This is a genomic window from Rhizobium sp. BK098, from assembly GCF_014193155.1.
Lineage (GTDB): Bacteria > Pseudomonadota > Alphaproteobacteria > Rhizobiales > Rhizobiaceae > Rhizobium.
Window position 1 is genome coordinate 176153 of record NZ_JACHYY010000002.1, and the last position, 26649, is coordinate 202801.

The 26649-nt window shown below is 59.0% G+C and carries 22 protein-coding genes; 15 read left to right on the top strand and 7 right to left on the bottom strand.

The window, feature by feature from the left end; all coding sequences use genetic code 11:
* The first annotated feature begins 22 nt into the window (after positions 1–22).
* From plsY to rpmG, 7 genes are all read left to right on the top strand, one after another.
* Positions 23–640, top strand: a complete 618-nt coding sequence (gene plsY / locus FHT73_RS05770) for a glycerol-3-phosphate 1-O-acyltransferase PlsY (protein WP_183710306.1) — start codon at positions 23–25, stop codon at positions 638–640.
* A complete protein-coding gene (gene dprA / locus FHT73_RS05775; protein ID WP_183710315.1) occupies positions 640–1788 on the top strand; it encodes a DNA-processing protein DprA in 1149 nt (382 codons plus the stop codon). The genes plsY and dprA overlap by 1 nt, the downstream gene beginning before the upstream one ends.
* A gap of 279 nt (positions 1789–2067) precedes the next feature.
* Complete coding sequence (gene topA, locus FHT73_RS05780; RefSeq protein ID WP_183711099.1) at positions 2068–4737, top strand: type I DNA topoisomerase; 2670 nt, start codon at positions 2068–2070, stop codon at positions 4735–4737.
* Positions 4734–7112: a ribonuclease R gene (gene rnr / locus FHT73_RS05785; protein ID WP_183710316.1), complete on the top strand. Its 2379-nt coding sequence runs from the start codon at positions 4734–4736 to the stop codon at positions 7110–7112. Before topA ends, rnr begins: the two co-directional genes overlap by 4 nt.
* A 32-nt stretch (positions 7113–7144) precedes the next feature.
* Complete coding sequence (locus FHT73_RS05790; RefSeq protein WP_015339543.1) at positions 7145–7600, top strand: DUF983 domain-containing protein; 456 nt, start codon at positions 7145–7147, stop codon at positions 7598–7600.
* A 306-nt stretch (positions 7601–7906) separates the two neighbouring features.
* A complete protein-coding gene (locus tag FHT73_RS05795; RefSeq protein WP_183710318.1) occupies positions 7907–9091 on the top strand; it encodes an MFS transporter in 1185 nt (394 codons plus the stop codon).
* Positions 9092–9187: 96 nt separating this feature from the next.
* Positions 9188–9355, top strand: a complete 168-nt coding sequence (gene rpmG / locus FHT73_RS05800; RefSeq protein ID WP_003547442.1) for a 50S ribosomal protein L33 — start codon at positions 9188–9190, stop codon at positions 9353–9355.
* An 816-nt stretch (positions 9356–10171) separates the two neighbouring features.
* Here rpmG and FHT73_RS05805 read toward each other — a convergent pair.
* Positions 10172–11545 (bottom strand): PleD family two-component system response regulator, encoded by a 1374-nt coding sequence (locus tag FHT73_RS05805; RefSeq protein ID WP_183710320.1) that lies wholly within the window; start codon positions 11543–11545, stop codon positions 10172–10174.
* Between the two features lie 16 nt (positions 11546–11561).
* Positions 11562–11933, bottom strand: coding sequence for a response regulator (locus FHT73_RS05810; protein WP_041677854.1), 372 nt, complete (start codon positions 11931–11933; stop codon positions 11562–11564).
* 131 nt (positions 11934–12064) lie between these two features.
* On the opposite strand from FHT73_RS05810, the gene FHT73_RS05815 reads away from it, so the two are divergent.
* Together FHT73_RS05815 and FHT73_RS05820 are read left to right on the top strand one after the other, a co-directional pair.
* Positions 12065–12373 carry a DUF3572 domain-containing protein gene (locus FHT73_RS05815; RefSeq protein ID WP_112337507.1) on the top strand — a complete coding sequence of 103 codons (309 nt, stop codon included), beginning with the start codon at positions 12065–12067 and terminating at the stop codon, positions 12371–12373.
* A gap of 2 nt (positions 12374–12375) precedes the next feature.
* Positions 12376–13023, top strand: a complete 648-nt coding sequence (locus FHT73_RS05820; RefSeq protein WP_183710322.1) for a hypothetical protein — start codon at positions 12376–12378, stop codon at positions 13021–13023.
* 17 nt (positions 13024–13040) lie between these two features.
* Here FHT73_RS05820 and FHT73_RS05825 read toward each other — a convergent pair whose 3' ends face one another.
* Positions 13041–13619: a GNAT family N-acetyltransferase gene (locus FHT73_RS05825; RefSeq protein ID WP_112607126.1), complete on the bottom strand. Its 579-nt coding sequence runs from the start codon at positions 13617–13619 to the stop codon at positions 13041–13043.
* Positions 13620–13702: 83 nt separating this feature from the next.
* On the opposite strand from FHT73_RS05825, the gene FHT73_RS05830 reads away from it, so the two are divergent.
* The 3 genes from FHT73_RS05830 (at position 13703) to FHT73_RS05840 (ending at position 17688) form a co-directional block, all read left to right on the top strand.
* Positions 13703–14992, top strand: coding sequence for a DNA polymerase IV (locus FHT73_RS05830; RefSeq protein ID WP_183710324.1), 1290 nt, complete (start codon positions 13703–13705; stop codon positions 14990–14992).
* Positions 14993–15182: 190 nt separating this feature from the next.
* The gene (locus FHT73_RS05835; RefSeq protein WP_112398582.1) at positions 15183–16226 is read left to right on the top strand and encodes a GH25 family lysozyme; all 1044 of its coding nucleotides are present in this window, start codon (positions 15183–15185) and stop codon (positions 16224–16226) included.
* Between the two features lie 190 nt (positions 16227–16416).
* Complete coding sequence (locus FHT73_RS05840; RefSeq protein ID WP_183710326.1) at positions 16417–17688, top strand: L,D-transpeptidase family protein; 1272 nt, start codon at positions 16417–16419, stop codon at positions 17686–17688.
* A 62-nt stretch (positions 17689–17750) separates the two neighbouring features.
* Here FHT73_RS05840 and dnaE read toward each other — a convergent pair whose 3' ends face one another.
* Positions 17751–21245, bottom strand: a complete 3495-nt coding sequence (gene dnaE, locus FHT73_RS05845; protein WP_183710328.1) for a DNA polymerase III subunit alpha — start codon at positions 21243–21245, stop codon at positions 17751–17753.
* 353 nt (positions 21246–21598) lie between these two features.
* Here dnaE and FHT73_RS05850 point away from each other — a divergent pair, with 353 nt between their 5' ends.
* Both FHT73_RS05850 and FHT73_RS05855 read left to right on the top strand, forming a co-directional pair.
* Positions 21599–22195 (top strand): hypothetical protein, encoded by a 597-nt coding sequence (locus FHT73_RS05850; protein ID WP_112607137.1) that lies wholly within the window; start codon positions 21599–21601, stop codon positions 22193–22195.
* A 76-nt stretch (positions 22196–22271) separates the two neighbouring features.
* On the top strand, positions 22272–22739 hold the full coding sequence (locus tag FHT73_RS05855) for a DUF5680 domain-containing protein (RefSeq protein ID WP_183710330.1): 468 nt from the start codon (positions 22272–22274) through the stop codon (positions 22737–22739).
* Between the two features lie 5 nt (positions 22740–22744).
* Here the strand turns inward: FHT73_RS05855 and FHT73_RS05860 are convergent, their stop codons facing one another.
* The 3 genes from FHT73_RS05860 to proS are packed head-to-tail and all read right to left on the bottom strand — an operon-like array spanning position 22745 to position 26102.
* Positions 22745–23428: an ABC transporter ATP-binding protein gene (locus FHT73_RS05860; protein ID WP_112337514.1), complete on the bottom strand. Its 684-nt coding sequence runs from the start codon at positions 23426–23428 to the stop codon at positions 22745–22747.
* Positions 23429–23442: 14 nt separating this feature from the next.
* Positions 23443–24753, bottom strand: coding sequence for a lipoprotein-releasing ABC transporter permease subunit (locus FHT73_RS05865; protein ID WP_183710339.1), 1311 nt, complete (start codon positions 24751–24753; stop codon positions 23443–23445).
* A gap of 26 nt (positions 24754–24779) precedes the next feature.
* Positions 24780–26102, bottom strand: coding sequence for a proline--tRNA ligase (gene proS, locus FHT73_RS05870; protein ID WP_183710341.1), 1323 nt, complete (start codon positions 26100–26102; stop codon positions 24780–24782).
* On the opposite strand from proS, the gene FHT73_RS05875 reads away from it, so the two are divergent.
* Entirely contained in the window at positions 26101–26364 is a 264-nt protein-coding gene (locus tag FHT73_RS05875) for a hypothetical protein (protein WP_146746692.1), read from the top strand. The two genes, proS and FHT73_RS05875, sit on opposite strands and share 2 nt — an antisense overlap.
* Positions 26365–26649 lie beyond the last annotated feature (285 nt).

Consider the following 26649-nt stretch of genomic DNA (forward strand, 5'->3'; position numbering starts at 1 on the left):
GGTTTACGGAGAATAAGACGCGATGGCTGATTTCTGGACTTGGCAGCTTACCCTGCAGACCGCGCTGGCCGCGCTTGTCATCGGCTATCTGCTCGGCTCCATTCCCTTCGGCCTCCTGCTGACCCGCATGGCCGGGCTCGGCGACGTGCGCAACATCGGTTCGGGCAATATCGGCGCGACCAACGTGCTGCGCACCGGCAACAAGGGGCTTGCAGCCGCAACCCTGCTGCTCGATGCCTGCAAGGGTACGGCCGCCGTGCTGATCACCGCGCATTTCTTTGGCGAGGATGCCGGCGTTCTTGCCGGCTTTGCCGCCTTCATCGGTCACATCTTCCCTGTCTGGATCGGCTTCAAGGGCGGCAAGGGTGTCGCTACCTATCTCGGCATCCTGCTCGGGCTTGCATCGTTGATGGCCCTGATCTTTGCCATCGTCTGGCTGGCGATCGCCTTTACCACCCGCTATTCCTCGCTTTCCGCACTGGTTGCAACTCTTGTCATCCCGGTTGTATTGTGGATATTGGGGGCCGATAAGATCGCCGCCGTCATGGCGCTGATGACCGTCATCTCCTGGTACAAGCATAGGGCCAATATTGCCCGGCTGACCGCGGGAACGGAAGGCAAGATCGGAGCAAAGGGATAATGGACACAGGCAGCGCAAGACGGACGGGAGTTGCGCTGACCGAAAAACAAAGGATCGCCTGGCTCAGGCTCATCCGTTCGGACAATGTCGGTCCGTCCACCTTTCGTGACCTCATCAATCACTATGGTTCGGCTGAAGCGGCTCTGGCTGCGCTTCCGGAGCTTTCGCAGCGCGGCGGCTCGACGCGCGCGATCCGCATTGCCGATGAGCGGGATGCCCTGCGGGAGCTGGAGGCAGCGCACCGCTTCGGCGCACGCTTCATCGGCATCGGTGAGCCGGACTATCCCCCTGCCCTTCGCGAGATCGATGGCGCGCCGCCGCTGCTTGCCGTCAAAGGCAACATGTCCGTAGCTACGAGGCCGGCCATCGGCATGGTCGGCTCACGAAATGCCTCGATCAGCGGCGCCAAATTCACCGCCATGATTGCACGCATCTGCGGCGAGGCCGGTTATGCGGTGGTTTCCGGTCTGGCACGCGGCATCGACACGGCCGCCCATCGCGCAAGCCTCGCCACTGGCACGATCGCCGCCATGGCTGGTGGCCTCGACCAACCCTACCCGCCCGAGAATATCAGCCTGCTCAACGACATATGGGACGGCAACGGGCTTGCCGTCAGCGAAATGCCCTTTGGCTGGGAGCCGCGAGCGCGCGACTTTCCGCGCCGTAATCGCCTCATCGCTGGCATCTCGCTCGGTGTCGTGGTGGTCGAGGCGGCAACGCGATCCGGTTCGCTGATAACAGCGCGACTTGCCGGCGAATTCGGCCGGCTCGTCTTTGCCGTTCCCGGCTCGCCGCTCGATCCGCGCTGCGAAGGAACGAACGGCCTGCTGAAAGATGGCGCGATGATCGTCACGACACCGGACGATGTCGTCGAAGCGCTACGGCCGCTCACCGAGCCGGATCTCTTTCGCCCGCGCCCCGCAACGGCACCCCTCGAAAGAAGCAAGCCGCTCTCCACGCCGCCCGATGATGCAGAGCGGGACCATATCGTCGAGGCGCTAGGGCCGACGCCGGTCGAGATCGACGATATCGTCCGTCACACCGGCTTGTCGATATCGGCCGTTCATTCCGTTCTTCTCGAACTCGACATGGCCGGCCGGCTGCATCGGCATCCCGGCGGACTGGTGTCGATCTCCATGCTGGATTGAAAACTGTGATACGCGTACCGATTCTAAGCATAGCATCGCCGCGCCAAGCGCAAAAATCGCATTACAGCGCCGCGCGTCACATATGACGCGCAAAGGTCGCTGTAACACGTTAGAGGTGCCGCATAATTTTATGCTTCAATCGATTCCGATTTAAGGAATTATGCAATAGCCTCTTGACCGCGACGATTTCCCTGTCCATGTCGGAAGGCCGGGAAGACGGAAAAACCCGGTATCTCCCGCGTCTTATACCGGCGCGACCTCTTATTCAGAGACTTGATGATGAACGTTGTAGTGGTGGAATCGCCTGCCAAGGCCAAGACAATCAATAAATATCTGGGACCCGGATATAAGGTTCTTGCATCCTTCGGCCATGTGCGTGACCTGCCCGCCAAAGACGGTTCGGTACTGCCTGACCAGGATTTCGAAATGCTGTGGGAAGTCGATGGTGCCTCGCAAAAGCGCATCAAGGACATTGCCGACGCGATGAAATCCTCCGACGGCCTTTTTCTCGCGACCGACCCCGATCGTGAGGGTGAAGCCATTTCGTGGCATGTGCTCGATCTGTTGAACAAGAAGCGCGTTATCAACGGCAAGCCGGTGAAGCGCGTGGTGTTCAACGCCATCACCAAGAAGGCCGTGCTCGACGCCATGGCCGACCCGCGCGACATCGACGTGCCGCTGGTGGACGCCTATCTCGCCCGCCGCGCGCTTGACTACCTCGTCGGCTTCAACCTGTCGCCGGTTCTGTGGCGCAAGCTGCCGGGCGCCCGGTCGGCCGGCCGCGTGCAATCCGTGGCGCTTCGCCTCGTCTGCGACCGAGAATCCGAGATCGAACGCTTCATCTCGGAAGAATACTGGAACCTTTCTGCGATCCTGAAAACGCCACGCGGCGATGAATTCGAAGCCCGCCTGGTCTCTGCCGACGGCAAGCGCCTGCAGCCGCGCGCGATCGGCAACGGCGAAGAGGCCGGCAAGCTGAAGGCGCTGCTCGAAGGTGCCTCCTATGTCGTTGGCACGGTCGAGGCAAAGCCGGTCAAGCGCAATCCGAGCCCACCCTTCACCACTTCGACGCTGCAGCAGGCTGCCTCCTCGAAGCTCGGCTTCTCGGCTTCGCGCACCATGCAGGTGGCGCAGAAGCTCTATGAAGGCGTCGATATCGGCGGCGAAACCGTTGGTCTCATCACTTATATGCGTACCGACGGCGTTCAGATGGCCCCGGAAGCGATCGATGCGGCACGTCACGCCATAGCCAACCAGTTCGGCGACCGTTACCTGCCGGAAAAGGCACGTTTCTATTCCACCAAGGCTAAGAATGCCCAGGAAGCGCACGAAGCGATCCGTCCGACCGATTTCGATCGCGTGCCGGATCGCATCCGCAAGTTCCTCGATGACGATCAGCTGAAACTTTACGATCTGATCTGGAAGCGCGGCATCGCCAGCCAGATGGCATCGGCCGAAATCGAGCGTACGACGGTCGAGATCCTCGCTGACAATGCCGGCAAGAAGGCCGGCCTGCGCGCCGTCGGCTCTGTCATCCGTTTCGACGGCTTCATCGCCGCCTATACCGACCAGAAGGAAGACGGCGAGCAGAGCGACGACAGCGAAGAAGGCGGCCGCCTGCCAGAGATCAACGCACGCGAAAATCTCGCCAAACAGAAGATCAATTCGACCCAGCATTTCACCGAACCGCCGCCGCGCTACTCGGAAGCATCGCTGATCAAAAAGATGGAAGAGCTCGGCATCGGCCGCCCCTCCACCTATGCCGCGACGCTCGCAACGCTGCGCGACCGCGATTATGTGACCATCGACAAGCGCAAGCTTGTGCCGCAGGCCAAGGGACGGCTGGTTACAGCCTTTCTCGAAAGCTTTTTCACCAGATATGTCGAATACGACTTCACGGCCGATCTGGAGGAGAAGCTTGACCGCATCTCCGCTGGCGAGCTGAACTGGAAGGACGTGCTTCGCGATTTCTGGCGCGATTTCTTCGCCCAGATCGAAGACACGAAGGAACTGCGCGTCACCAATGTTCTAGATGCCCTGAACGACGCATTGGCGCCGCTCGTCTTCCCGAAGCGCGAAGACGGCAGCGATCCGCGCATCTGCCAAGTATGCGGCACGGGTAACCTCTCGCTGAAGCTCGGCAAATACGGCGCCTTCGTCGGCTGCTCGAACTATCCGGAATGCAATTATACCCGCCAGCTTTCGTCGGAAGGCGGCGCGGAGGCTGAATCCAACGGATTGAACGAACCGAAAGCGCTCGGCACCGATCCGGTGACCGGTGAAGAGCTGACGCTGCGTTCGGGCCGCTTCGGTCCCTATATCCAGCGCGGCGACGGCAAGGATGCCAAGCGTGCATCGCTGCCGCGCGGCTGGAAGCCGGAGGATATCGATTATGAAAAGGCGATGGCGCTGATCTCGCTGCCACGCGACATCGGCAAGCACCCCGAAACCGGCAAGATGATTTCTTCCGGCATCGGCCGCTATGGACCATTCCTGTTGCACGACGGCAGCTACGCCAACCTCGAAAGCGTCGAGGATGTCTTCACCGTTGGTCTGAACCGCGCCGTCACCGTTCTTGCCGAAAAGCAGAGCAAGGCAGCCGGTGGAGCGCGCGGCGGAACACCCGCAGCGTTGAAGGATCTCGGCGCGCATCCGGATGGCGGCGGCTCGATCACCGTTCGCGACGGCAAGTACGGCCCCTACGTCAATTGGGGCAAGGTCAATGCGACTTTGCCGAAGGGGACGGATCCGCAGGCGATCACCGTCGAGGAAGCCCTAGCTCTGATCGCAGCGAAGGCCGGCAAGAGCGGCAGCACCACCAAGAAGGCACCCGCCAAGGCAAAGGCCGCGGCAGCCGGCGCAAAAGCCACGAAAACGACTGCCAAGCCGAAGGCTGCTGCAAAGAAGCCTGCGGCCAAGACGGCGGCGAAAAAGAAGAGTGCAGAGTGAGCAGAGAACCGCGCGGCAGGAACCCATCGTCGGAACGGCGTTCCGGTAAGCCCGGCCGCGCCAGCAAGGCAGGCGGCGAGGTTGAGCCGATGATGGCAATTATCCACGGCGAGCTGCCGCCGCGCGAGGTCATCCTGCGCTTCATCGCCGATCATCCGCAACAGGCTTCCAAGCGCGAACTCGCCAAGGCCTTTGGCCTAAAAGGCGAGAGCCGCGTCGCGCTAAAGGAACTGCTGCGCGAGCTTGAAGAAGAAGGCATGGTGCAGAAGAGCCGTAAGTCTCTCATCCGCCCTGGCGCGCTGCCGCCGATTGCCGTTCTCGATATTACGACGCGCGACAAGGACGGCATGCTGATCGGCCGCCCCGCCGAATGGGCCGACGAAAACGGCGTCGCGCCCGCAGTCATGATCAAGCAGTCCTCCTCGCCCGCCGGTCGCAACGGCAAGGGCAAGGCGCCGGTCGCCGGCATGGGCGACCGCATTCTTGCGAAGATCTTCTCGGCCGTCGATCGCGGCGGCCCAGCCTATACGGCTCGCATCATCAAGGTCATCGACAAGCGGCAGGGCGCCTCCATGGGCGTCTTCCGCGAAACGCCGGGCGGCGGTGGCCGGCTGATGCCCATCGAACGGCGCGGCGAGGAAATGGTCATTGACCCCGATTATACCGGCGGCGCCAAGGATGGCGATCTGGTCGAGGTCGAAGTGGCGCGTCTCGGCCGCTTCGGTCTGCCGCGCGCCAAGGTTCTGTCTGTTGTCGGTTCTGTTGCCTCGGAAAAAGCGATCTCGATGATCGCCATTCATGCACATGGTATTCCGCATGTCTTCCCCGTCGCAGTCATTGCGGAAGCCGATGCGGCCAAGCCCGCCACCATGTCCCATCGCGAGGATTGGCGCAGCCTGCCGCTGATCACCATCGACCCGGCCGATGCCAAGGACCATGACGACGCCGTCTATGCCGAGATGGACCCCTCGCCCGACAATCCGGACGGCGTGATCGTCACCGTCGCCATCGCCGACGTCTCCTGGTACGTGCGTCCGAACTCGCCGCTCGACCGCGAGGCGCTGAAGCGCGGCAATTCGGTCTATTTCCCCGACCGCGTCGTGCCGATGCTGCCCGAGCGCATCTCCAACGATCTCTGCTCGCTCAAGGAAGGCGTCGACCGCCCTGCCCTCGCGGTTCGAATGGTCTTCTCCAAGGAAGGCCGCAAGGCTGGGCATACCTTCCATCGTGTTATGATGAAGAGCGCTGCCAAGCTTTCCTACCAGCAGGCGCAGGCTGCGATCGACGGCAAGCCCGACGACAAGACCGGACCGATGCTGGAGCCGATTCTCAAGCCGCTCTGGCACGCCTATGAGATTTTGAAAAAGGGCCGCGACCGGCGCCAGCCGCTCGAACTCGATATGCCCGAGCGCAAGATCCTGCTGAAGCCGGATGGCACCGTCGATCGTGTCTTCGTGCCGCCGCGCCTCGATGCGCACAAGCTCATCGAAGAAATGATGATCCAGGCGAACGTTGCTGCGGCCGAGACGTTGGAAAAGCGCAAGCAGGTGCTGATCTACCGTATTCACGATGGACCGACGCTCGCCAAGCAGGAAATCCTGCGCGAATTTCTGGCCACCCTCGGCATTTCGCTTGCCAAGGGCGGCAATGTGCGCGCCAATAGCTTCAACGGCATTCTGGCGAAAGCCGAGGGTACGGCGCATCAGACCATGGTCAACGAGATGGTGCTGCGCTCACAGAGCCAGGCGATCTATAGCCCCGACAATATCGGGCATTTCGGCCTGAATCTGATGAAATACGCCCACTTCACCTCGCCCATCCGTCGCTATGCGGATCTGATCGTGCATCGCGCGCTGGTCGGCTCGCTTGGCCTCGGCGAAGGTGCGATCACGCCGGAGGAAGAAGCTTCGCTCGACGATATTGCAGCCGAAATCTCGACCTTCGAGCGCCGCGCTATGGCCGCGGAGCGCGAGACGGTGGACCGGCTCATTGCCCACCACCTCGCCGGTCGTGTCGGCGCGGAGTTCGAGGCGCGCGTCGGCGGCGTCACCAAGTCGGGGCTTTTTGTCACCCTGCCGGACTATGGCGCCGACGGTTTCATCCCTATATCTACGCTCGGCACCGATTACTTCATCTACGACGAGGCCCATCAGGCGCTGACAGGGGAAAGAACGGGGCTAGGATTTCGTCTCGGCGACGATGTAACGGTGAGGCTGGCGGAAGCCGTGCCACTTGCCGGAGCGCTGCGCTTCGAAATGCTGAGCGATGGCAAGCCGATGCCGACGGCGGTGCGTTCCTTTCATAAGGCCACCCGCCGCAACAAGAGCCAGGCGCGCAAGGCACCGGGCACGAGACCGCCGCGCGGCCGCAGATAAAGAACGGCTGCCGGCACGGAGGAAGCGCATTCATGACGGGCAGCCCATCCGACTCCCCCATCCGCTTCGGTGGCTCAGACGAAAGCGAACGTCCACTCGGACGCTCGATTCTACGCGGCATGCTGAACCGCTGCCCGCGCTGCGGCACCGGCAAGCTCTTTCGCGCCTTTCTGAAGCCAGTCGACCGATGCGCGGTCTGTGATGAAAATATCTCTCATCAGCGAGCCGACGACCTGCCGCCCTATCTGGTGATCCTGGTTCTCGGCCACCTGATCGTCGGCGGCTACATGCTGACGGATATGACCTTCAAGCTGCCACTCTGGGCGCATCTTGCCATTTGGGCACCCATCACCATTATCGCGGCACTTGCCATCATCCAGCCGATCAAGGGCGGCGTCATCGGCCTGCAATGGGCGCTGCGCATGCATGGCTTCGGTGGCCATGACGACACCCCAGAGGAATGGGATCAAGGAAACGGCCGGTCGTGACCATGCTATCCGGTTCATGCCGCCGGTCTCTATCGTTGGCAGAGATTGCTTCCGCGCATTGCGCTGCTATATCGGAAACCGCAGAGGTTTTGTCGCTTAATCGTGCTTCAGACGAACTGCTTTGCCGGCAACCGCTTGACATGAGCAGCATTTCTTGTCTGAACATGCCGCGCGTCATAGGGACTACTCCGGAGGGTGTGATCGATCACATGAAAGCCGACCCGTCACCTGAATTTGGCCGAGCCGTGGCTTCCTGTGCTCCACATTGCGATCGATTCGCGCGCCTCATGCCCCAGGGATTTTTTTATGCTTGAACCGACGAACGACAAGGCCGGCCACGTCGAAGAAATTCACTGGCCTTCGCTCGTCGCAGCCATTACCTCCGTATCCGCCGTTGGCATCGCCATCGGGCTGGGACTGCCGCTTCTGAGTATCATTCTCGAAAAGCGCGGTGTTCCCTCGAGCCTCATCGGCCTCAACACGGCCATGATGGGCGTCGCCTCGATGCTGGCAGCGGTCGTTACGACCAAGCTCGCGCATCGCTTTGGCGTCGTGCAGACAATGATCTGGGCGGTTTTCCTATCGGCTCTGAGTTCACTCGGTTTCTACTATGCGGAAAATCTGCTTCTATGGTTTCCGCTGCGCATCGTCTTCCATGGGGCGACGACAACGCTCTTCATCCTGTCGGAATTCTGGATCAACGCCGCCTCGCCGCCTTCCAAACGCGGATTCGTGCTCGGTCTCTATTCCACCGTCTTCTCTCTGGGATTTGCGGCCGGCCCCCTCGTCTTTTCCGTCGTCGGCAGCGAAGGCCTGATGCCCTTCCTCATCGGCGCCTGCATCATCCTGGCCGCCTCCATCCCGATCTTCATTGCGCGAAACGAGAGCCCGATGGTTGACGAGAAGCCGGAACTGCATTTCGTGCGCTACATCTTCCTCGTGCCGACGGCCACGGCTGCGGTCTTCGTGTTTGGTGCGGTTACCGTCGGCGGCGGATCGCTCTTCACCAGCTATGCAACCCGCCTCGGTTTCAACGAATCACAGGCGGCACTGCTGCTGACCGTCATGGGTGTGGGCAACTTCGTGTTCCAGATCCCGCTCGGGCTGCTTGCCGACCGCATGCGGGACAAGCGGCCGCTGCTGTCGATCATGGCCACGATCGGGTTTGTCGGAGCGCTCCTGCTACCGTCGCTGTCATCGAACTGGATCATTCTTGCCATCATCCTGCTCTTCTGGGGTGGCTGCGTTTCCGGCATGTATACGGTCGGCCTCAGCCACCTCGGCACGCGATTGACCGGCGTCGATCTCGTCGCCGCCAATGCGGCCTTCGTTTTCTGTTACGCCGTAGGCATGGTCCTCGGGCCGCCGACGGTCGGCACGGCCATGGATGTCGCCAATCCCAGCGGCTTTGCCTGGGCCGTGGCGTTTTTCTTCGGTCTTTATGTCCTGCTTTCGGGGATACGACTGCTTTTCATGGGCAACAGAGGTTGACTTTTCGGGCGCGATTTGTATTTTCGCGCCAGAATTCGCCGTGGACCTCCGCACTGGCCGTCCACGGCGTTCATTTTTATTAAAGGCAGGACGACCATGGCCAAGGCTACCACCATCAAGATCAAGCTGCTGTCGACGGCCGACACCGGTTTCTTCTACGTCACGACGAAGAACAGCCGTACGATGACGGACAAAATGACGAAGACGAAGTACGACCCGGTTGCTAAGAAGCATGTCGAGTTCAAGGAAACGAAGATCAAGTAAGTTTCCTAAACTTCAGGTTACAAAAAGGCGCGACCTTCGGGTTGGCGCCTTTTTTTGTTTTATAAACCTCATCTCGATCGCCGTCCGATTTTGCAATAGCGGTTGGAAACGCCTCAGTCGAACAATGCCTTGCCGGCACGGCAAAGAAAAACGCCGCCCTTCAGAAAGAAGAGCGGCGCTTTGAATGGGGGTCGGCTAGCCTGCAAAACGGCACGAGGAACCGTTATCTTCTGCCTGCCAGCCGACCGACCCCACGACCCAGGAGATGCGGCGGACCTGAGCATCATGGGGTATCTCGGATACCCTAATCGGTTGTCTGTATACGGGACTAAATTCGCGCGAAATCAAAAGAAAATCAACAAATTCTTAATGATAAAAATGCCTGTCTGCCCGCATGGTTAAAATTCATGACTTTGACGGAAAAGAATGCCCGATAGCATTAACGAAAAATGGTCAAGAAATTATCAAGAATAAAGAGAGATTTCCTCTCTCGCTAGAAAATATACAATACAGATACTAAAGTAAAATTGAATATTCAATTTAGTTTCAATCAAGCTCCTGCCCTTCCAGCTCCCACCTGACCACCAAGCCACGAACAAGATAAAAACATATAGTAATATAATACGAATATTTCGCCTTGGGGCAGAAAGTGAGAATTTATTCCGAAAATTAAAGTATAAGTATTCTTATTTCTTTGAACCAGAACTCAAGTGGCTGTGGAGGTGAGATAAAGAACGGGAAGAACTGAATCGCGGTTCAAAAACCTGGAAGCTACCTCAGTATCGATGGGTAATTGCCATTTTCGGCCGTTTACCCCTATGCGGCTGAAGCTACGACCCTGTTGCGGCCTGCCCTTTTGGCTTCGTAAAGCGCAAGATCGGCCTGTTTCATCAACTGCTCCGGCGTATCGATCGTCTCCAAACGGCACGAAATTCCGAAGGATGCGGTAATGTTAAGCGCCACACCAGTGTCGCGTAGTCTCACAGGCATATTTTCTACCGCAGCGCGTAGACGTTCTGCGACGGCTGCGGCGATATCGGCGGGCGTATCCGGCATGACGACTACGAATTCCTCACCTCCGTAACGACAGGCAAGATCGGCGCCGCGCACCGTTGAGCGGATCCGTGCGGCAAACTCCTTGAGAACTTCGTCGCCGGCATCGTGACCATGGGTGTCGTTTACGGTCTTGAAGCGGTCTATGTCGGTGATCAGAATCGAGAGCGGCCTGCCCCGTGCCAGGGATCGATCAAAAAGCACCTTTAAGTGATTGTCGAGGTAGCGCCTGTTGTGCAGGCCGGTGAGCGCGTCGGTGACGGCAAGCTCGATCGTCTGCTGTACGCTGGCACGCAAACGGTCGTTATAGCGTTTGCGGCGGATCTGCGTGAGGCAGCGGGCCACGAGCTCGTTCGGATCGATCGGTCGGACGATATAATCATTGACGCCGAGATCCAGCGCGCGAACGATCATGTCATCGGCCCCCTGCTCCGTCACCAGCAGCACTGGCAGGAAGCGCGTACGCTCCAGCGAGCGCAGCTGCGAGCAAAGCCTCAGCGGATCATAATCGTCGAAATTAGAATTGACGATGACAAGCTCGAACGGCCGTTCGGCCGCTTCGAACAAAGCCGCCTGCGGATCGGACATCGCAATGACCTGGGCAATCGGCTTCAGCGTTCGGATAATCCGCTCCTGCGAATTGGCGCGGCCGTCGACCAGCAGCACCTGGCCGGCTTCCTCGGAACGACCTTCTCCGGAGCGCATCAGATCGCCGATGCCGAAGTTGCGCGCGGTCTCGTTGCGCATATGCAGCTCGTCACTCAATGTCTTCAGGCGAAGCAGGCTTTTGACGCGGGAAATCAGCTGGAGGTCATTGACCGGCTTCGTCAGGAAATCGTCGGCACCGGCCTTCAGACCACGCACGCGGTCGGCAGGCTGATCGAGCGCCGTCACCATGACGACCGGGATATGCGCAGTTCGGGGATCGGATTTCAGGCGCTCGCACACTTCGAAGCCGTCCATGCCGGGCATCATAATATCGAGAAGGATCAGATCGACTTGCGTGCTCGCGCAAATGGCGAGCGCCTTCAAGCCGTCCTCAGCCGTCAGCACTTCGAAATATTCGGCAAGCAGCCGCGCTTCCAGAAGCTTTACGTTGGCCGGAATATCGTCGACTACCAGGATGCGTGCGGTCATCAGCTGCTCCCCATCATCAGGCGTCGCCCAGATAGGTTTTAATGGTCTCAATGAATTTCGGCACTGAAATCGGCTTCGAGACATAGGCCTCGCAGCCACCCTGGCGAATGCGCTCCTCATCGCCTTTCATGGCGAAGGCCGTGACTGCGATCACGGGGATCATGTGCAGGTCGTCGTCTTCCTTCAGCCACTTGGTGACCTCCAGACCGGAGACCTCCGGCAGCTGAATATCCATGAGAATCAGATCTGGACGGTGCTTGCGCGCGAGATCGAGCGCTTCCATGCCATTGCGGGTCTGGATCGTTGTATAGCCGGAGGCTTCGATCAGATCGCGAAAGAGCTTCATATTCAGCTCATTGTCTTCTACAATCATTACCTGCTTAGCCATGGAACGCTGCCCCTGCATCCGGTATTGCATCCATTCTCTCGAAATATAGGGTCGCGAGGAACCGATTCCAGAAATAGTTGAATCGCAAATTACCGGCATTTGGTTGAAAAATAGGTAACTCACCCCTCAAAATGCAAAGTAACTTCAAGAACCCGAAGAAGAGCGCGGCCAACCCGCAAGAGACTGCTATTGCCGTACTCGGCTGGCTCGCCAATGAACCCGATATGTTTGGCCGCTTCCTGGCGCTCACCGGCGTGGAGCCGGCGCAGGTGCGCAACGCCATCAACGAGCCCGCCTTCCTTGCTGGCATGCTCGATTTCCTCATGAACCATGAACCGACATTATTGGCCTTCTGCGAGGCCAGCGGCATTCCACCGGAGGCCGTCGCCGCCGCGTCGGCGCATTTTTCGCCGCCCGGCCTTGCCTCTGGAGAATACTGATCATGGATGCCCCGATCGAATTCGACGTATCGCATATCCAACTTCAGGAACGGCCATTGATCGTCTGCGATGTCGATGACGTTGTTCTGCATTTCTTTGCGCCCTTCCTGGCCTTCATCGACGCCGAAGGCCATGAATTCCTCCCGCGCTCCTTCCGGCTGACGGGCAACATCGTTTCCAAGGCCAATGGCTCCGCGCTGGAAGAAAAGGATGTCCGCCGGCTGATCGAGGCGTTCTTCGAGGCGCAGGAGCAATGGCAGACGCCTTTCGATCGCGTGGTGGACACGCTCGCCACGTTTTCGAAAGATGCCGATATCGTTTTCCTGACAGCCATGCCGCCGCAGTTCTGGGAGCAGAGGCGGCGGCTCCTCGACAGGCTTGAGCTTGACTATCCGTTGCTCGCGTCGCTGCAGCCGAAGGGGCCGATCGTACGCTCGCTGCATCGACAGCGCGAGATGCCCGTCGCCTTCGTCGACGACATGGCCCACAACCTGCATTCGGTCAGCGAATATGTCCCGGGATGCCTCCTCATCAATCTGAAACCGGCCTCCATCGTTCATCGCATGGCGCCCGCCGTCGCCGCTGGTATTCCGGAAGCCAATGAATGGGACCAGGCAGCACCGCTGATCCAGGCTCATATCGCACGCTGACGTCATCCTACCTACCCTCAAAGAGCGAGACGCATCAGAGGCCTGCCGTCCTTCCGCTTCGCAACTTCAGAAAATCCGGCGGCCTCGAATATGCGCTGCGAACCGACATAGAGACCGACCGATTTCGACTGCTTCGTACGCTCGATCGGGCAGCCCTCCAGCAGCCGCGCGCCGGAAGCACGGGCGAAATTCACAGCCTCCGACAGCATGCGATGGCTATACCCCTTGCCGCGATCCTTCGAATTTATGAAGAAGCAACTTACCGCCCAAACAGTGCTGTCTTCCGCATCGGCTGGATCGAGCGGACGAGACACTGTTTTCGGCGAGTTCCATTGCGGCAGCTCTGCACGCGGACCAACCTGCACCCAAGCGATCGGTTGCCCATCAATGTAGCCTAGGAGACCGGGCGGCGGCCCAGCCGAGATTCGCTCCTGGATCAACTGCTTCTTTGCTGCCGCATCCATCGTCTTGCGCTGCGATGTCGCGACACGGAAATGAGTGCACCAACAGCCATAGCAGGCACCGCTTGGTCCAAACAGTGTCTCGAAATCGCCCCAGCGATCCGGCGTCAATGCCTGCACGACTAAGTTCTGCACTCGCGCCTCCCCGGCAGTTTTCCAGCTTGAGACTCGCGAGCTTAGATCATAAAGTGGCGATGTTCAATTTTTGTTCTCACTCGATGACCCATGCGCCCGACAAGATTTCCGGCTTCTGTCGCGATTGTTTGAGCGAGCAATCGGCCACGCGCACGCGCTGCCGGAGCTGCGGAAGCCCTCGCCTCGTTTACCACCGGGAACTCTACGCACTGACGCTGGCGCATATCGATTGCGATGCTTTTTATGCCTCCATCGAGAAACGTGACAATCCGGAGTTGGCCGACAAGCCCGTTATCATCGGTGGCGGCAAGCGCGGCGTCGTCTCCACCGCCTGCTATATCGCCCGCATCCATGGGGTTCGCTCCGCCATGCCGATGTTCAAGGCGTTGGAAGCGTGCCCGCAGGCCGTCGTCATCCGGCCGAACATGGAGAAATACGTGCGCGTCGGCCGCGAGGTCCGTGCGATGATGCAGGACCTGACACCGCTGGTGCAGCCGCTTTCGATCGACGAGGCCTTTCTCGAGCTAGAGGGCACGCAGCGGCTTCATCACGATCCGCCGGCGCGCATCCTCGCCAAGTTCGTCAAGCGCGTGGAGCAGGAAGTCGGCATCACCATCTCCGTCGGCCTTTCCTACTGCAAATTCCTCGCCAAGGTTGCCTCCGACCTGCAGAAGCCGCGAGGCTTCTTCGTCATTGGCAAGGAAGAGGCGCTCTCCTTCCTGGAGCCACGATCGGTCACCACCATCTGGGGAGTAGGCAAGGCCTTTGCCGCTACGCTCGAAAGCGACGGCATTCGCACCATCGGCCAGTTGCAGGCCATGGAGGAAGGTGACCTCATGCGCCGTTATGGCGTCATCGGCCAACGGCTTTTCCGTCTCGCGCGCGGGATCGACGACCGAACCGTGCATCCCAATGAAGCGGCAAAGAGCGTGTCTTCCGAAACCACCTTCTTCGAAGACATCTGGCGCCATGAAGATCTCGTGCCGATCCTGCGCGATCTCTCCGAGAAGGTTTCCCGGCGTCTGAAGCGCAGCGGCATTGCCGGCCAGACCGTCGTGCTGAAGCTGAAGACCGCAGACTTCAAGATCCGCACGCGCAATCGTCGGCTGGAGAACCCAACCCAACTCGCGGATCGGATTTTCCGCACCGGACTGCGGCTGCTCGAACCTGAAACCGACGGCACGAAATTCCGTCTCATCGGCATCGGGGTTACCGATCTTGGCGATGCCGGGCGCGCAGATCCGCCCGATCTTATCGACGTTCAGGCCATGCGACGGGCCGCTGCGGAAGCAGCCATGGACAAACTCCGAGAAAAATTCGGCAACAAGACAGTCGAAACCGGCTACACGTTCGGCGACAAAAGCCAAAAATAACAATTATTTAGCACAAGTCACCGGATGGTGATTTTTGGCTGCGTCGCAAATAATTGAACGACGTGCGCGATTCTTTAGCGCGAGAAAGCTCGGATTCAAACTTTTTTGGTAAATTTCCATTAGGACTTGGATTCTGTAACTTTCCGGCGGCGTGAACTCGTCGCCTCCAGTGTTTTGCGTACGGGTTCCTATGCGTCTATCGGCTGTATCGACCATTCTTCTCGCCTGCCTGACGATTTCAGGCTGCGCCGCCCGAGGTGAGCGCGAAGCCGCGCAAGCCGCCCCGCCTTCGAAAGAATTGACCGGTTCCATCACAAAGACCAGTAGGGTCGTGCCTTCGGTCGAAATCGGCGAAACCGTTTCGCGCGTCGAGCGGCAGCAGGCGCTCGCAGTCGCGATGCCAACGAATCTCCGGCCTGAGGGCCTTATGCCCTCCGACCAGAGCGGCGACGATGACGCGCCAGTCCCGCTGCAACGACCGCTCGCCATGCTCTCGCCATCGAATCCGGTGCCCCGCGCCCTGCGGCAGCAGCCGATGCAGATCTACAGCCATCGCTTCCGCGATGCCAAGCCGATCAACTTCGGTGCGTCCACCTCGCCCCGGAAGCTCGCTGTCCATGGCGTCGACGTCTCTCGCTGGCAGGGCGAGATCGACTGGGATACGCTGCGCACACAGGGTGCGAACTTCGTTTACATCAAGGCAACGGACGGCGGCGATCACATCGATCCCATGTTCAAGAAGAACTGGCGGGCTGCCCAGCAGGCCGGCCTGAAACATGGCGCCTATCATTTCTTCTACTGGTGCCGGACTGCCGGAGAGCAGGCCGACTGGTTCATTCGCAACGTGCCGAAGGAAGCCGGAGCCCTACCGCCGGTCATCGACGTGGAATGGAACGGCGAGTCAAGTTGCAAGCGGCGGCCCTCGCGCGAGCAGGTTCTCGCCAAGATGCAGGTCTTCATGGACAAGCTGGAAAAGCATTACGGCCAGCGTCCGATCGTCTACACGGCTCCGGACTTCTATCGCGACAATCTGAGTGGCGAGCTGCTCAACTATCCCTTCTGGCTGCGCGCCGTGGCTCAACATCCGTCCAAGGTCTATCCAGGCCGTAAATGGCTGTTCTGGCAATATTCCGGCTCCGGTGTATCCCACGGCGTCGAAGGCAAGATCGACCTCAACGCTTTCCACGGCAGCGAGCAGGACTGGCACAACTGGGTGGCCTCCAGCGTCCACTGATTCCCCGTTAGCTCAAGTTTTCAATCGTCGCCGAAGCAGAGTTTGAACGCTCCGCTTCGGCGATGCCGCATTGGGCGTTCGGCGAACTCACGCTTTCATGGACGCAGAAAGGCATGAGTCTTCGGCAAGTCTTCCTTAAACTTCCAAGTCTAACCTCAGGTACAACGAGTATTGCGTTTTGGTTGTGTCTATGAAGCCATTTTTGTTGCTGGGGCTCGCGCTGGTGTCAGCCACCGCCCTTTCCCATCCCGTCTTTGCTGCGCCGGATTCCCGCACCCTGCAGATCGTGGTGTCGAAGGACAGGCAGTCGCTCGCGGTCTATGACGGCGATAAGGTAATCGCGACTTCGAAGGTTTCCACCGGCAAGCGCGGCCACACGACCCCCAGCGGCATCTTTTCCATTCTGGAGAAGAAGGTGTATCACGAATCCAATCTCTATTCGGCCTCGCCCATGCCTTTCATGCAGAGGCTGACCTGGTCGGGGATCGCGCTGCACGAATCCAATTCCGTCCCGAATTATCCGGCATCGCATGGCTGCGTGCGGATGCCGAAGGCCTTTGCGAAGACGCTTTATCAAATGACCGAGCGCGGCGTGCATGTCGTCATCGCCGATCAGCCGCTGGTGCCGCAGCCGTTTGAAAACGCGATGCTGTTCCAGCCGCTGCCAGCTCCACCGCCGGTGCTGTTTTCCGGCATCGAACTCCGTCCGATGACTGCAAGCTTCCTGCCGCAGGCACAACAGCTGCAGGTGGCGACGAACGACGTGACGTCGATCCAGATACCGAAGGCGCGGGAGACTCTGGCGCCACCGGCCGATCCCGCTCCGCTCAGCATCCTCATCACCCGGCGGGGCTTGCGCGAAAACGTGCGCGACCTTCAGGGCATCCTGAACGGGATGGGCTTCATCACGGGAACGCCCGACGGCATGCTGGGGCCTGCGACAGTACAGGCGATCGAGGACTTCAAGAAGGCGCATGACATCAAGACGACGGGCGGCCTCGTCAGCCCCGCGCTGATGAAGGCAATCTATGCCGCGGCCGGCAAGGGCGAACCGCCGAACGGCGCGATCATGGTCCGGCAGAACTTCAAACCGCTGTTCGAAGGACCGGCCATCATTGCAGAGCCGCAGGAGGCGCTCGGCGTACATTTCTTCACCGCCAATGCGATCGACCGGATCAGCGGCAAGGCCGACTGGTTCGGCATGACGCTCGAGGAAGATCTGAGCAAGCAGACGAAGAAGCGCTACGGCATCACCAGCGAGGAACAATCGCAATCGTTCGACGCAGCCGGACAGGCGCTCAATCGCATCACCATCCCTGACGATATCCGTCACCGCATCGAGGATCTGCTGACCGCGGGATCGTCGCTGACGATTTCCGATACCGGCGTCGGACCGGAAACCGGCAACGAGACCGATTTCATCACCCTTACCAACAACGGCGCGCTGGGTAAAAAGGGCTAGAGCCTTTTTGTTTTTACGCAATTCCGGACGGAAAACCGCTATACACTTTTCCCGGAATTGCTTCAGACCAGCTCCACGTCGATCACGCCCGGCGCCGTGCGCAATGCGGCGGCGATTTCAGGCGTAATGCGATATTTCTCCGGTAGCGCCACCTCGACCTCTCGCAACCCCTCTTCCTTGATGACAATGAAGGAAACGAGGCCGTCGCCTTTCGTGTTCAGATGCGCGGCAACGGCTTTCAGCGGGCCGGAATCGCGGACATAGACGCGCAGCGCCTTCTGCATCTGCAACGACTTCTCTTCCAGCGACTGTGCTGTCTGCAGGCGCAGGCTGATACCCTCGGGGCGCTCGTCCGCCTGAGCCGTGATCACGAAGGATTTGCCGACTTCGAGAACGTCGCGATACTGGTTGAGCGTTTCAGAGAAAAGCACGGCTTCGAACTGGCCGGAAGCATCCGAAAAGACGAAGATGCCCATCTTGTTGCCGGTGCGCGTCTTGCGCTCCTGCTTCGAGATGACAGTGCCGGCCAAGCGACCGTTGCTGGCGCCTTGCTTCACCGCCGCGGAAAAATCGGCGAAGGGCTGCACCCGCATCTTGTCGAGCACGCTCTTATAAGTATCGAGCGGATGTGCCGTCAGATAGAAACCGAGCACCTGGAATTCGCGCAGGAGACGCTCCGAGGCGAGCCACGGCGTATAGGGCGGAAACACGATCTTTTCCGGACCGGAGGCAGCACTTCCGAACATGTCATGCTGGCCGCTGCGCTTGTTTTCCTGCGCCACCTGGGCATAGCCCATGACGCGGTCCAAGCCGGCAATCAGCTGCGCACGGTCGATTTCGAAGCAATCGAAAGCACCGGCGCAGATCAGGCTTTCCAGAACGCGGCGGTTGATCTGCTTGGGATCGATGCGCAGGCAGAAATCCTCGATGCTGGCAAAGGGCTGATCGCCGCGCACCTCGACGATATGGTCGACGGCGGATTCGCCGACGCCCTTGATGGCGGCCAGTGCATAATAGATGCGGTTTTCGCCCGTTTCAAAATGGCGGAATGAGGTCTGCACGGAAGGCGCGATGACCTCGATGCCCAGCCGCTTGGCGTCCTGACGGAAGTCGTTGACCTTCTCGGTATTGGACATATCGAGCGTCATCGACGCGGCCAGGAACTCCACTGGATAGTGCGCCTTCATATAGGCGGTCTGGTAGGAGACGATGGCGTAGGCGGCGGCGTGCGACTTGTTGAAGCCGTAATTCGCGAATTTGGCGAGCAGATCGAAGATGACATCGGCCTGCCCCTTCGACACGCCGTTCTTGATGGCACCGTCAACGAAGCGCTCGCGCTGCTGGTCCATCTCCGCCTTGATCTTCTTACCCATGGCGCGGCGCAGAAGATCGGCTTCGCCGAGCGAATAGCCCGAGAGCACCTGGGCGACCTGCATCACCTGCTCCTGGTAGACGATAACGCCTTGGGTTTCCTTGAGAAGATAATCGATCTTCGGGTGGATCGATTCGATCTCTTCCTCGCCGTGCTTGCGGGCATTATAGACCGGGATGTTCTCCATGGGACCTGGACGATAAAGCGCCACGAGCGCGATAATATCCTCGATGCAGTCCGGCCGCATGCCGATCAGCGCCTTGCGCATGCCCGCACTTTCCACCTGGAACACGCCGACCGTCTCACCGCGCGAGAGCATATCGTAGGTCTTCTTGTCGTCGAGCGGGATGCTGGCAAGATCGATCGAGATACCGCGTTTCGCGACGAAATCGACCGCCGTTTTCAGGACGGTCAGCGTCTTCAGACCGAGGAAGTCGAACTTCACCAGGCCGGCTTGCTCCACCCATTTCATGTTGAACTGGGTGACGGGCATGTCGGAGCGCGGGTCGCGATACATCGGCACGAGCTTCGATAACGGGCGGTCGCCGATGACGATACCGGCGGCATGTGTCGATGCGTGGCGATAGAGGCCTTCGATCTTCTGGGCGATATCGAGAAGACGGGCGACAACCGGCTCCTTGTCCGCCTCCTCCTGCAGGCGCGGCTCCTCCTCGATCGCTTTGCTCAGCGGGGTCGGATTGGCAGGATTGTTCGGCACCAGCTTGCAGATCTTATCGACCTGGCCATAGGGCATTTCCAGCACGCGGCCAACATCGCGCAAGGCGGCGCGTGCCTGCAGCGAACCGAAGGTGATGATCTGCGCCACCTGCTCGCGGCCGTATTTGGCCTGCACGTAGCGAATCACCTCTTCACGCCGATCCTGGCAGAAGTCGATATCGAAGTCCGGCATGGAGACGCGTTCCGGGTTGAGGAAGCGCTCGAACAGCAGCGAGAAGCGCAGCGGATCGACGTCGGTGATGGTAAGGGCGTAGGCGACCAGCGAACCCGCACCGGAACCGCGACCGGGGCCGACAGGGATATCGTGGCGCTTGGCCCATTTGATGAAATCGGCAACGATCAGAAAGTAGCCGGGAAACTTCATGCGCTCGATGACGCTCAGTTCGAATTCCAGCCGATCGCGATAGTCCTTCTCCTCGTAACCCGGTGCCATACCAAGCGAGGTTATGCGCTGCTCGAGGCCCTCTACCGCCTGAGCGCGCAGCTCGGCCGCCTCGGCGCGCCCGGCCTCTTCAGGGTCGTCAGTCGCCCCGGTAAAGCGCGGCAGGATCGGCGAGCGGGTCTTCAACACGAAGGAGCAGCGGCGAGCGATTTCGACCGTGTTCTCAAGCGCTTCCGGCAAGTTGGCGAAAAGCTTTGCCATGTCTGCGCGGCTCTTCAGATAGTGATCCGGCGTCAGGCGAAATCGCGTATCGTCCGAGACGATGGCATTGTGGGCCACCGCCATCAAGGCGTCATGCGCATCGTAATCGTCCCGCGTCGGGAAAAAGGCTTCGTTGGTGGCAACAAGCGGGATCTCGTGCTCGTAAGCCAGCTTGATCATCTTTTGCTCGTGACGACGATCATAGGTGCCGTGGCGCTGCAATTCGACATAGAGCCTGTCATCGAACAGCTGCTTCAGTCTCAACAACCGGGAGAGCGCCTGTGCGGCATGCCCTTCTTTCAAAGCCATATCGACCGGGCCGGTGAGCGAACCGGTGAGCGCGATCAACCCTCCCGTACCGATCTCATCCAGCCATGAGGCTGCGATGTGAACGGCGCTGTTGCCCTCGCCGCCGAGATAGGCCCGACTGACGAGATCGACGAGGCGCTCATATCCCCGCTCGGTCGCGGCAAGCAGCACGATGGATGGCATCTTCGCCAAAGCTTGCTGCGGCCCGCGCTTCTCGCTCTCGCCGCCATCCTCCATATCGATCGATACCTGACAGCCAATGATCGGCTGCAGCCCTTCATCCATCGCCTTCTGCGAGAATTCCAGGGCGACGAACAGATTGTTCGTATCGGTAATCGCAATGGCCGGCTGACTGTCCCCGGCAGCCTTGGCCAATATCTTCTTGAGCGGCAATGCGCCCTCTAGCAGAGAATAGGCGGAATGAACCCTGAGGTGCACAAACTCCGGCATTTCGCCGACCGGCGCTGCCACGCCGCTGCCACCTGCATCCGCCATTTCATACCCTTCCGCACGCCTGAATGAATCAGCGACATTTTCGGCATTGCGGACCATAAAGTCCAGAAGTTACTCCCATCAAATATGGGAACAGCATGTGCAAACGGGGATAAAACTTACATCGCCATCATGATGAGGGAAAAGCTGGCGACGAACATGACGATGGAAGTGAATGCTGCAACGTCTCGAATAATGTCGGTCATTTAGGCGCTCCTTACTCGTTATGTTTTCTTTTTGTTCCATTTTTGTTCGAGAGTCAATAGAAGCATCAGTAAATTTCATCAGAGAACTTTTTAGCCCGCGATGGACGCCCGCGCGGCCCGGCGCTATGCAGAGGCAAACCGGGGGTCACGATGAAGTCACTTGGCTGCGCTCTCATTCTTCTTTTGACCGCAATCGCGGCTCGCGCCGAAGACACCATTGCTTCCGACCGCATCATCGACGCGGCGATCGGCGATTGGAACAAGGACGGCAAGCCGGACCTTGCATTACTGGTGACGATGCCGCCGAATGACGAGGCAGATTATGAGATCGGGATCTACATCTATCTCCGCGACAAGGAGCACGAGCTACTGAAGCTTGCCGCCGCCGCCCCTGATAAGGTATGGGGCCGCGCTGAGCCTGGCGGCATCTACGGCCAGGAACCATCGATCGCCGCACTGCCGAGCGGTTCAATCGCGATCACCTCGCAGAACGATGCGATCGGGCGCGACCGATGGCATCAGACTTTGACGCTTGCCTATCGCAACAGCGCATTTTTGGTTGCCGGCTATAGTTACGATTTTCGTGACAACCTCGAACCCGGTAACAGCTATAGCTGCGATTACAACGTCCTGACCGGCAAGGTGACCAAGGACGACAAGATACTAAAGGCCGATGCCAAGACCATCAGCATACAGGACTGGCAGGATGATATCGGCCAGAAGGCCTGCGAAAGCAGCCATCGCTAGCAAATGTTCTCTTTTTGTTCTTTACAAATCTCGCATTGAATGGCATCTTGGCCGCTTACCAAAATTGGAGAGGGTCATGCCGGATCTTGCCGAGCTGAACGATTTTATTGTCGTCGCCAAAGCCGAAACCTATGTCGGTGACGGCGAGAGGCTGCCATCCTGCCGTAGCGGCTCGCATGACATTGGCTATGCGAGCGGGCGCTGGCGCTATCTCGACAGCTACTTCGGCGGCACGGACTTCGCCGGACAAGAGCTCGTATGGCATGACGGCGAGCCGGTATGGGCCATGAACTATTTCGGCCATATCGTCGAACACGACCTGATCGACGGAACGCGCGCCGGCATGGTGATCAAGGCGGCCCTCCTGCGGCTCTATCTTGACGAAAGGCGCTTTCTCGGCGGCTTCGAGTTCGAGCATGCCTATGGGCTTTACATCGATGAAAACATTGGCGACTGCCACCATTTCAGCGGCTACGAAGCTATCATCGTTAGCGAACGCAAGGCTTACGAACTGGATTATCGCGGCGGCCTGATCATCCCGTAAAAGGATCAGACCTCCACAACCTTGCCTTCGCTCAAGGTAACACGGCGATCCATGCGGGCAGCGAGTTCGTGATTGTGCGTGGCGATCAGGGCCGCAAGACCGGATTGGCGCACCAGCGCCTCCAGTGCATCGAAGACGTAATGCGCGGTCGCCGGATCGAGATTGCCGGTGGGCTCATCCGCCAGCAGCACCAGCGGGGCATTGGCGACGGCCCGCGCGATTGCGACGCGTTGCTGCTCGCCGCCGGACAATTCGGCGGGGCGATGATCACCGCGATGGCCGATACGCATGTAGTCTAGAAGCTGAGCGGCTCGCTCGCTGGCATCCTTCCGCGAAAGGCCGGAAATGAGCTGCGGCATCATGATATTCTCAAGCGCCGAGAATTCCGGAAGCAGGTGATGGAACTGATAGACGAAGCCGATCTCGCTGCGGCGCACGGCCGTACGTCTATCGTCAGACAAGTCCTCACAGGCCTGACCGTTGACGAGCACTTCGCCGCCATCCGGATGCTCAAGCAGCCCGGCCACATGCAGAAGCGTTGATTTACCTGTGCCTGACGGCGCGACGAGCGCAACAATCTCGCCGCTGTGCAGCGTGAAATCCGCCCCCTTCAAGATCGACAGCCGCGTCTCGCCCTGCCCGTAGTGACGCTCCACGCCAGAGAGCTGGAGAACGACGTTGCGTTTCATCAAATGAAATATCCTTATTCGTAGCGCAGCGCCTGCACCGGATCGAGCCGCGAGGCCCGCCAGGCGGGAAAGATGGTGGCAAGGAAGGACAGAGTGAGTGCCATCACGATGACGGAGATGGTCTCACTGAGATTCATCTGGGCCGGCAATTTGCTGAGGAAATAGACCTCCGGATTGAAAATCACGGTGCCGGAAATCCAGGAGAAGAACTGGCGGATGGACTCGATATTGAGACAGACCAGGACACCGAGTATGACGCCGGCGAACGTTCCAACGACGCCGATCGCCGCCCCCGTCATGAAGAAGATGCGCATGATCGCGCCCGACGTCGCCCCCATAGTGCGCAGGATGGCGATGTCGCTGCCCTTGTCCTTCACCAGCATGATCAGGCCGGAAATGATATTCAGCGCGGCGACGAGAACGATCAGCGTCAGGATCATGAACATCGTGTTGCGCTCGACCTGGAGTGCCGAGAAGAAAGTGGCGTTGACCTGCCGCCAGTCCGTCAGGAAAATCTGTCGCCCCGCCGCCTCTTCGATCTTCGGCCGCAATTGATCGACGTCATCCGGATTGGTGACGAAGAGCTCGATCTTCTCGACAATGCCCTCGGCATTGAAAAAGACCTGTGCCTCCTCCAGCGGCATGAAGACGACGGAAGAATCATATTCCGACATGCCGACTTCGAAGATACCGGAGATCGTGTATGCCTTGACGCGCGGGTTGACGCCGAAGGGCGTGACGTCGCCATCCGGTGCCGTAAGGGTGATCTGATCGCCGACCGTCAATCCCAGTTGCCGGGCTAACCGACTGCCGACAAGAACGCCCTGTCCGGAAGCAAAGCCGACAATGTCACCGGAAACGATGTGATCGGAGACCGATTTGAGCTTGGTCAGATCTTCCGAACGGATGCCGCGGACCAGTGCGCCAGTGCCGGAGCCGCCGCGGCCGGAAGCAAGTGTTTCGCCCTCGACGAGCGGCAGGGCCATGGTGACGCCGGGAACAGCAGAAAACTTCTTTGCCAGATCAGCATAATCGTTCAACGGCGAATCAATCGGCTGCACGACGACATGACCGTTGAAGCCGAGAATCTGCTTGAAGAGCTCGGCGCGGAAACCGTTCATCACGGCCATGACGATAATCAGGGCAGCGACACCGAGCATGATGCCGACCAACGAGAAGCCGGCAATTACCGAAATCGAGGCCTCCTTGCGCCGGGAGCGCAGATAGCGCCAGGCGACGAGCCGCTCGAAACCGGAGAACGGGCGAGACGATGGGCCGGCCTTGAACGAATTTTCCTGCTGTTCCACTGCCGCGCTCACCGCCATTCGCCTTTCATCCTTTGTATCGTCAATCAGCCTGCCAGCCGATTGATCGCTGCCTCGACCGTCATCGTCTCGCGAGCGCCGGTCTTACGGTCCTTCACTTCCACTTCGCCGCTCGCGATCGAACGCGGGCCGACGATGATCTGCACGGGCACACCGATCAGATCGGCCGTGGCGAACTTCGTTCCGGCGCGCTCGTCGCGATCGTCGTACAGCACGTCCTTGCCGGCCTTCGACAGCGCGGCATAGACCGTTTCGCAAGCTTCGTCACAGGCCTGGTCCCCGGCCTTCATGTTGATCACCACGACATCGAACGGCGCGACCGAAGCCGGCCAGATGATTCCGTTCTCATCATGCGATGCTTCGATGATGGCGGGAACAAGGCGTGTCGGGCCGATACCGTAAGATCCCATGTGGACAGCATGTTCCTTGCCGTCGGGACCCTGCACCTTCGCGCCCATCGGCTCGGAATACTTGGTGCCAAAATAGAAGATATGGCCGACCTCGATGCCACGCGCAGACAGGCGATCCCCTTCGGGAATAGCGTTGAAGGCGGCTTCGTCATGCATTTCCGAGGTTGCGGCATAGACCGAGGTCCACTTGTCGAAAATCCCCTTCAGGCCGGCGGCATCATCGAAATCCGTGTCTTCGCCCGGAATGTCGAAATTGACGAAATCCTTATGGCAGAAAACTTCGGACTCGCCGGTATCGGCAAGAATGATGAATTCGTGACTGAGATTGCCGCCGATAGGACCGGTATCCGCGCGCATCGGGATTGCTCTCAGGCCGAGCCGATTGAAAGTGCGCAGATAAGCGGCGAACATCTTGTTATAAGATTGCACGGCGCCTTCCTGCTTCAGATCGAAGGAATAGGCATCCTTCATCATGAATTCGCGCGAGCGCATCGTGCCGAAACGCGGACGGATTTCGTCGCGGAACTTCAGCTGGATGTGATAGAGATTCAATGGCAAGTCCTTGTAGGACTTGATGTAAGACCGAAAGATGTCGGTGACCATCTCCTCGTTGGTCGGACCATAAAGCATGGGCCGATCCTGCCGGTCCTTGATGCGCAGCATCTCCTTGCCATAGGCGTCATAACGGCCGCTTTCCTGCCAAAGCTCGGCCGACTGCAGTGTCGGCATCAACAGCTCGATGGCGCCGGAACGGTTCTGTTCCTCGCGGATGATCTTATTGACCTTGTCCAGTACGCGCTTGCCCAGCGGTAGCCAGGAATAGATGCCCTGCGACTGCTGCCGGATCATGCCGGTGCGCAGCATAAGCCGATGGGAAACGATTTCAGCCTCCTTGGGATTTTCCTTCAGGATGGGCATGAAGTAACGAGACAGACGCATGACGCTTGTTCCAGATGGTTTGACGTTCCGCTCGCGGCGGAATCGTTGGCAAATTATGTACTGGAGGCAGTTCATAACTGCTTCGGCGAAGGAAGGAAACCCGCATTCTTCAACAGAAGATTTTGGTAAAAGCCCGGAAATGCAAGGGAAAGCGCCTATTTCGGCTGGTTCGAAAAAGCACACATTTATAAGGATTTACGGCAAAAATCCGCTAACAGAAAAATTCTGCGCGACTGTAGCAAAAAAGCAAAAAAAAGGATGACAAAGCTCAATGTTTGAGCTAATTTCAGCTCACAAAAGAGGCAGGAAGGCTAAATTCTTGTCGTTTCGCGGTCAAGTCTTGGGAGGATCAGATCTTAGGCGCGCTCGCTCGCTGCCCCGGTAACGGATAAGGATCACGCGATACTTTAAAACAAGGCTTATGGCCTTGTTTTTTTTTGCTTTCTCAGCTCGATCTACTACAGATCAGTCCAATTGCGAGAAAGTGTCTTCGGCCTTTCGGCAGAACAACTCAAATGTCGTCCGGGATTTGATGCGCCATGCACAT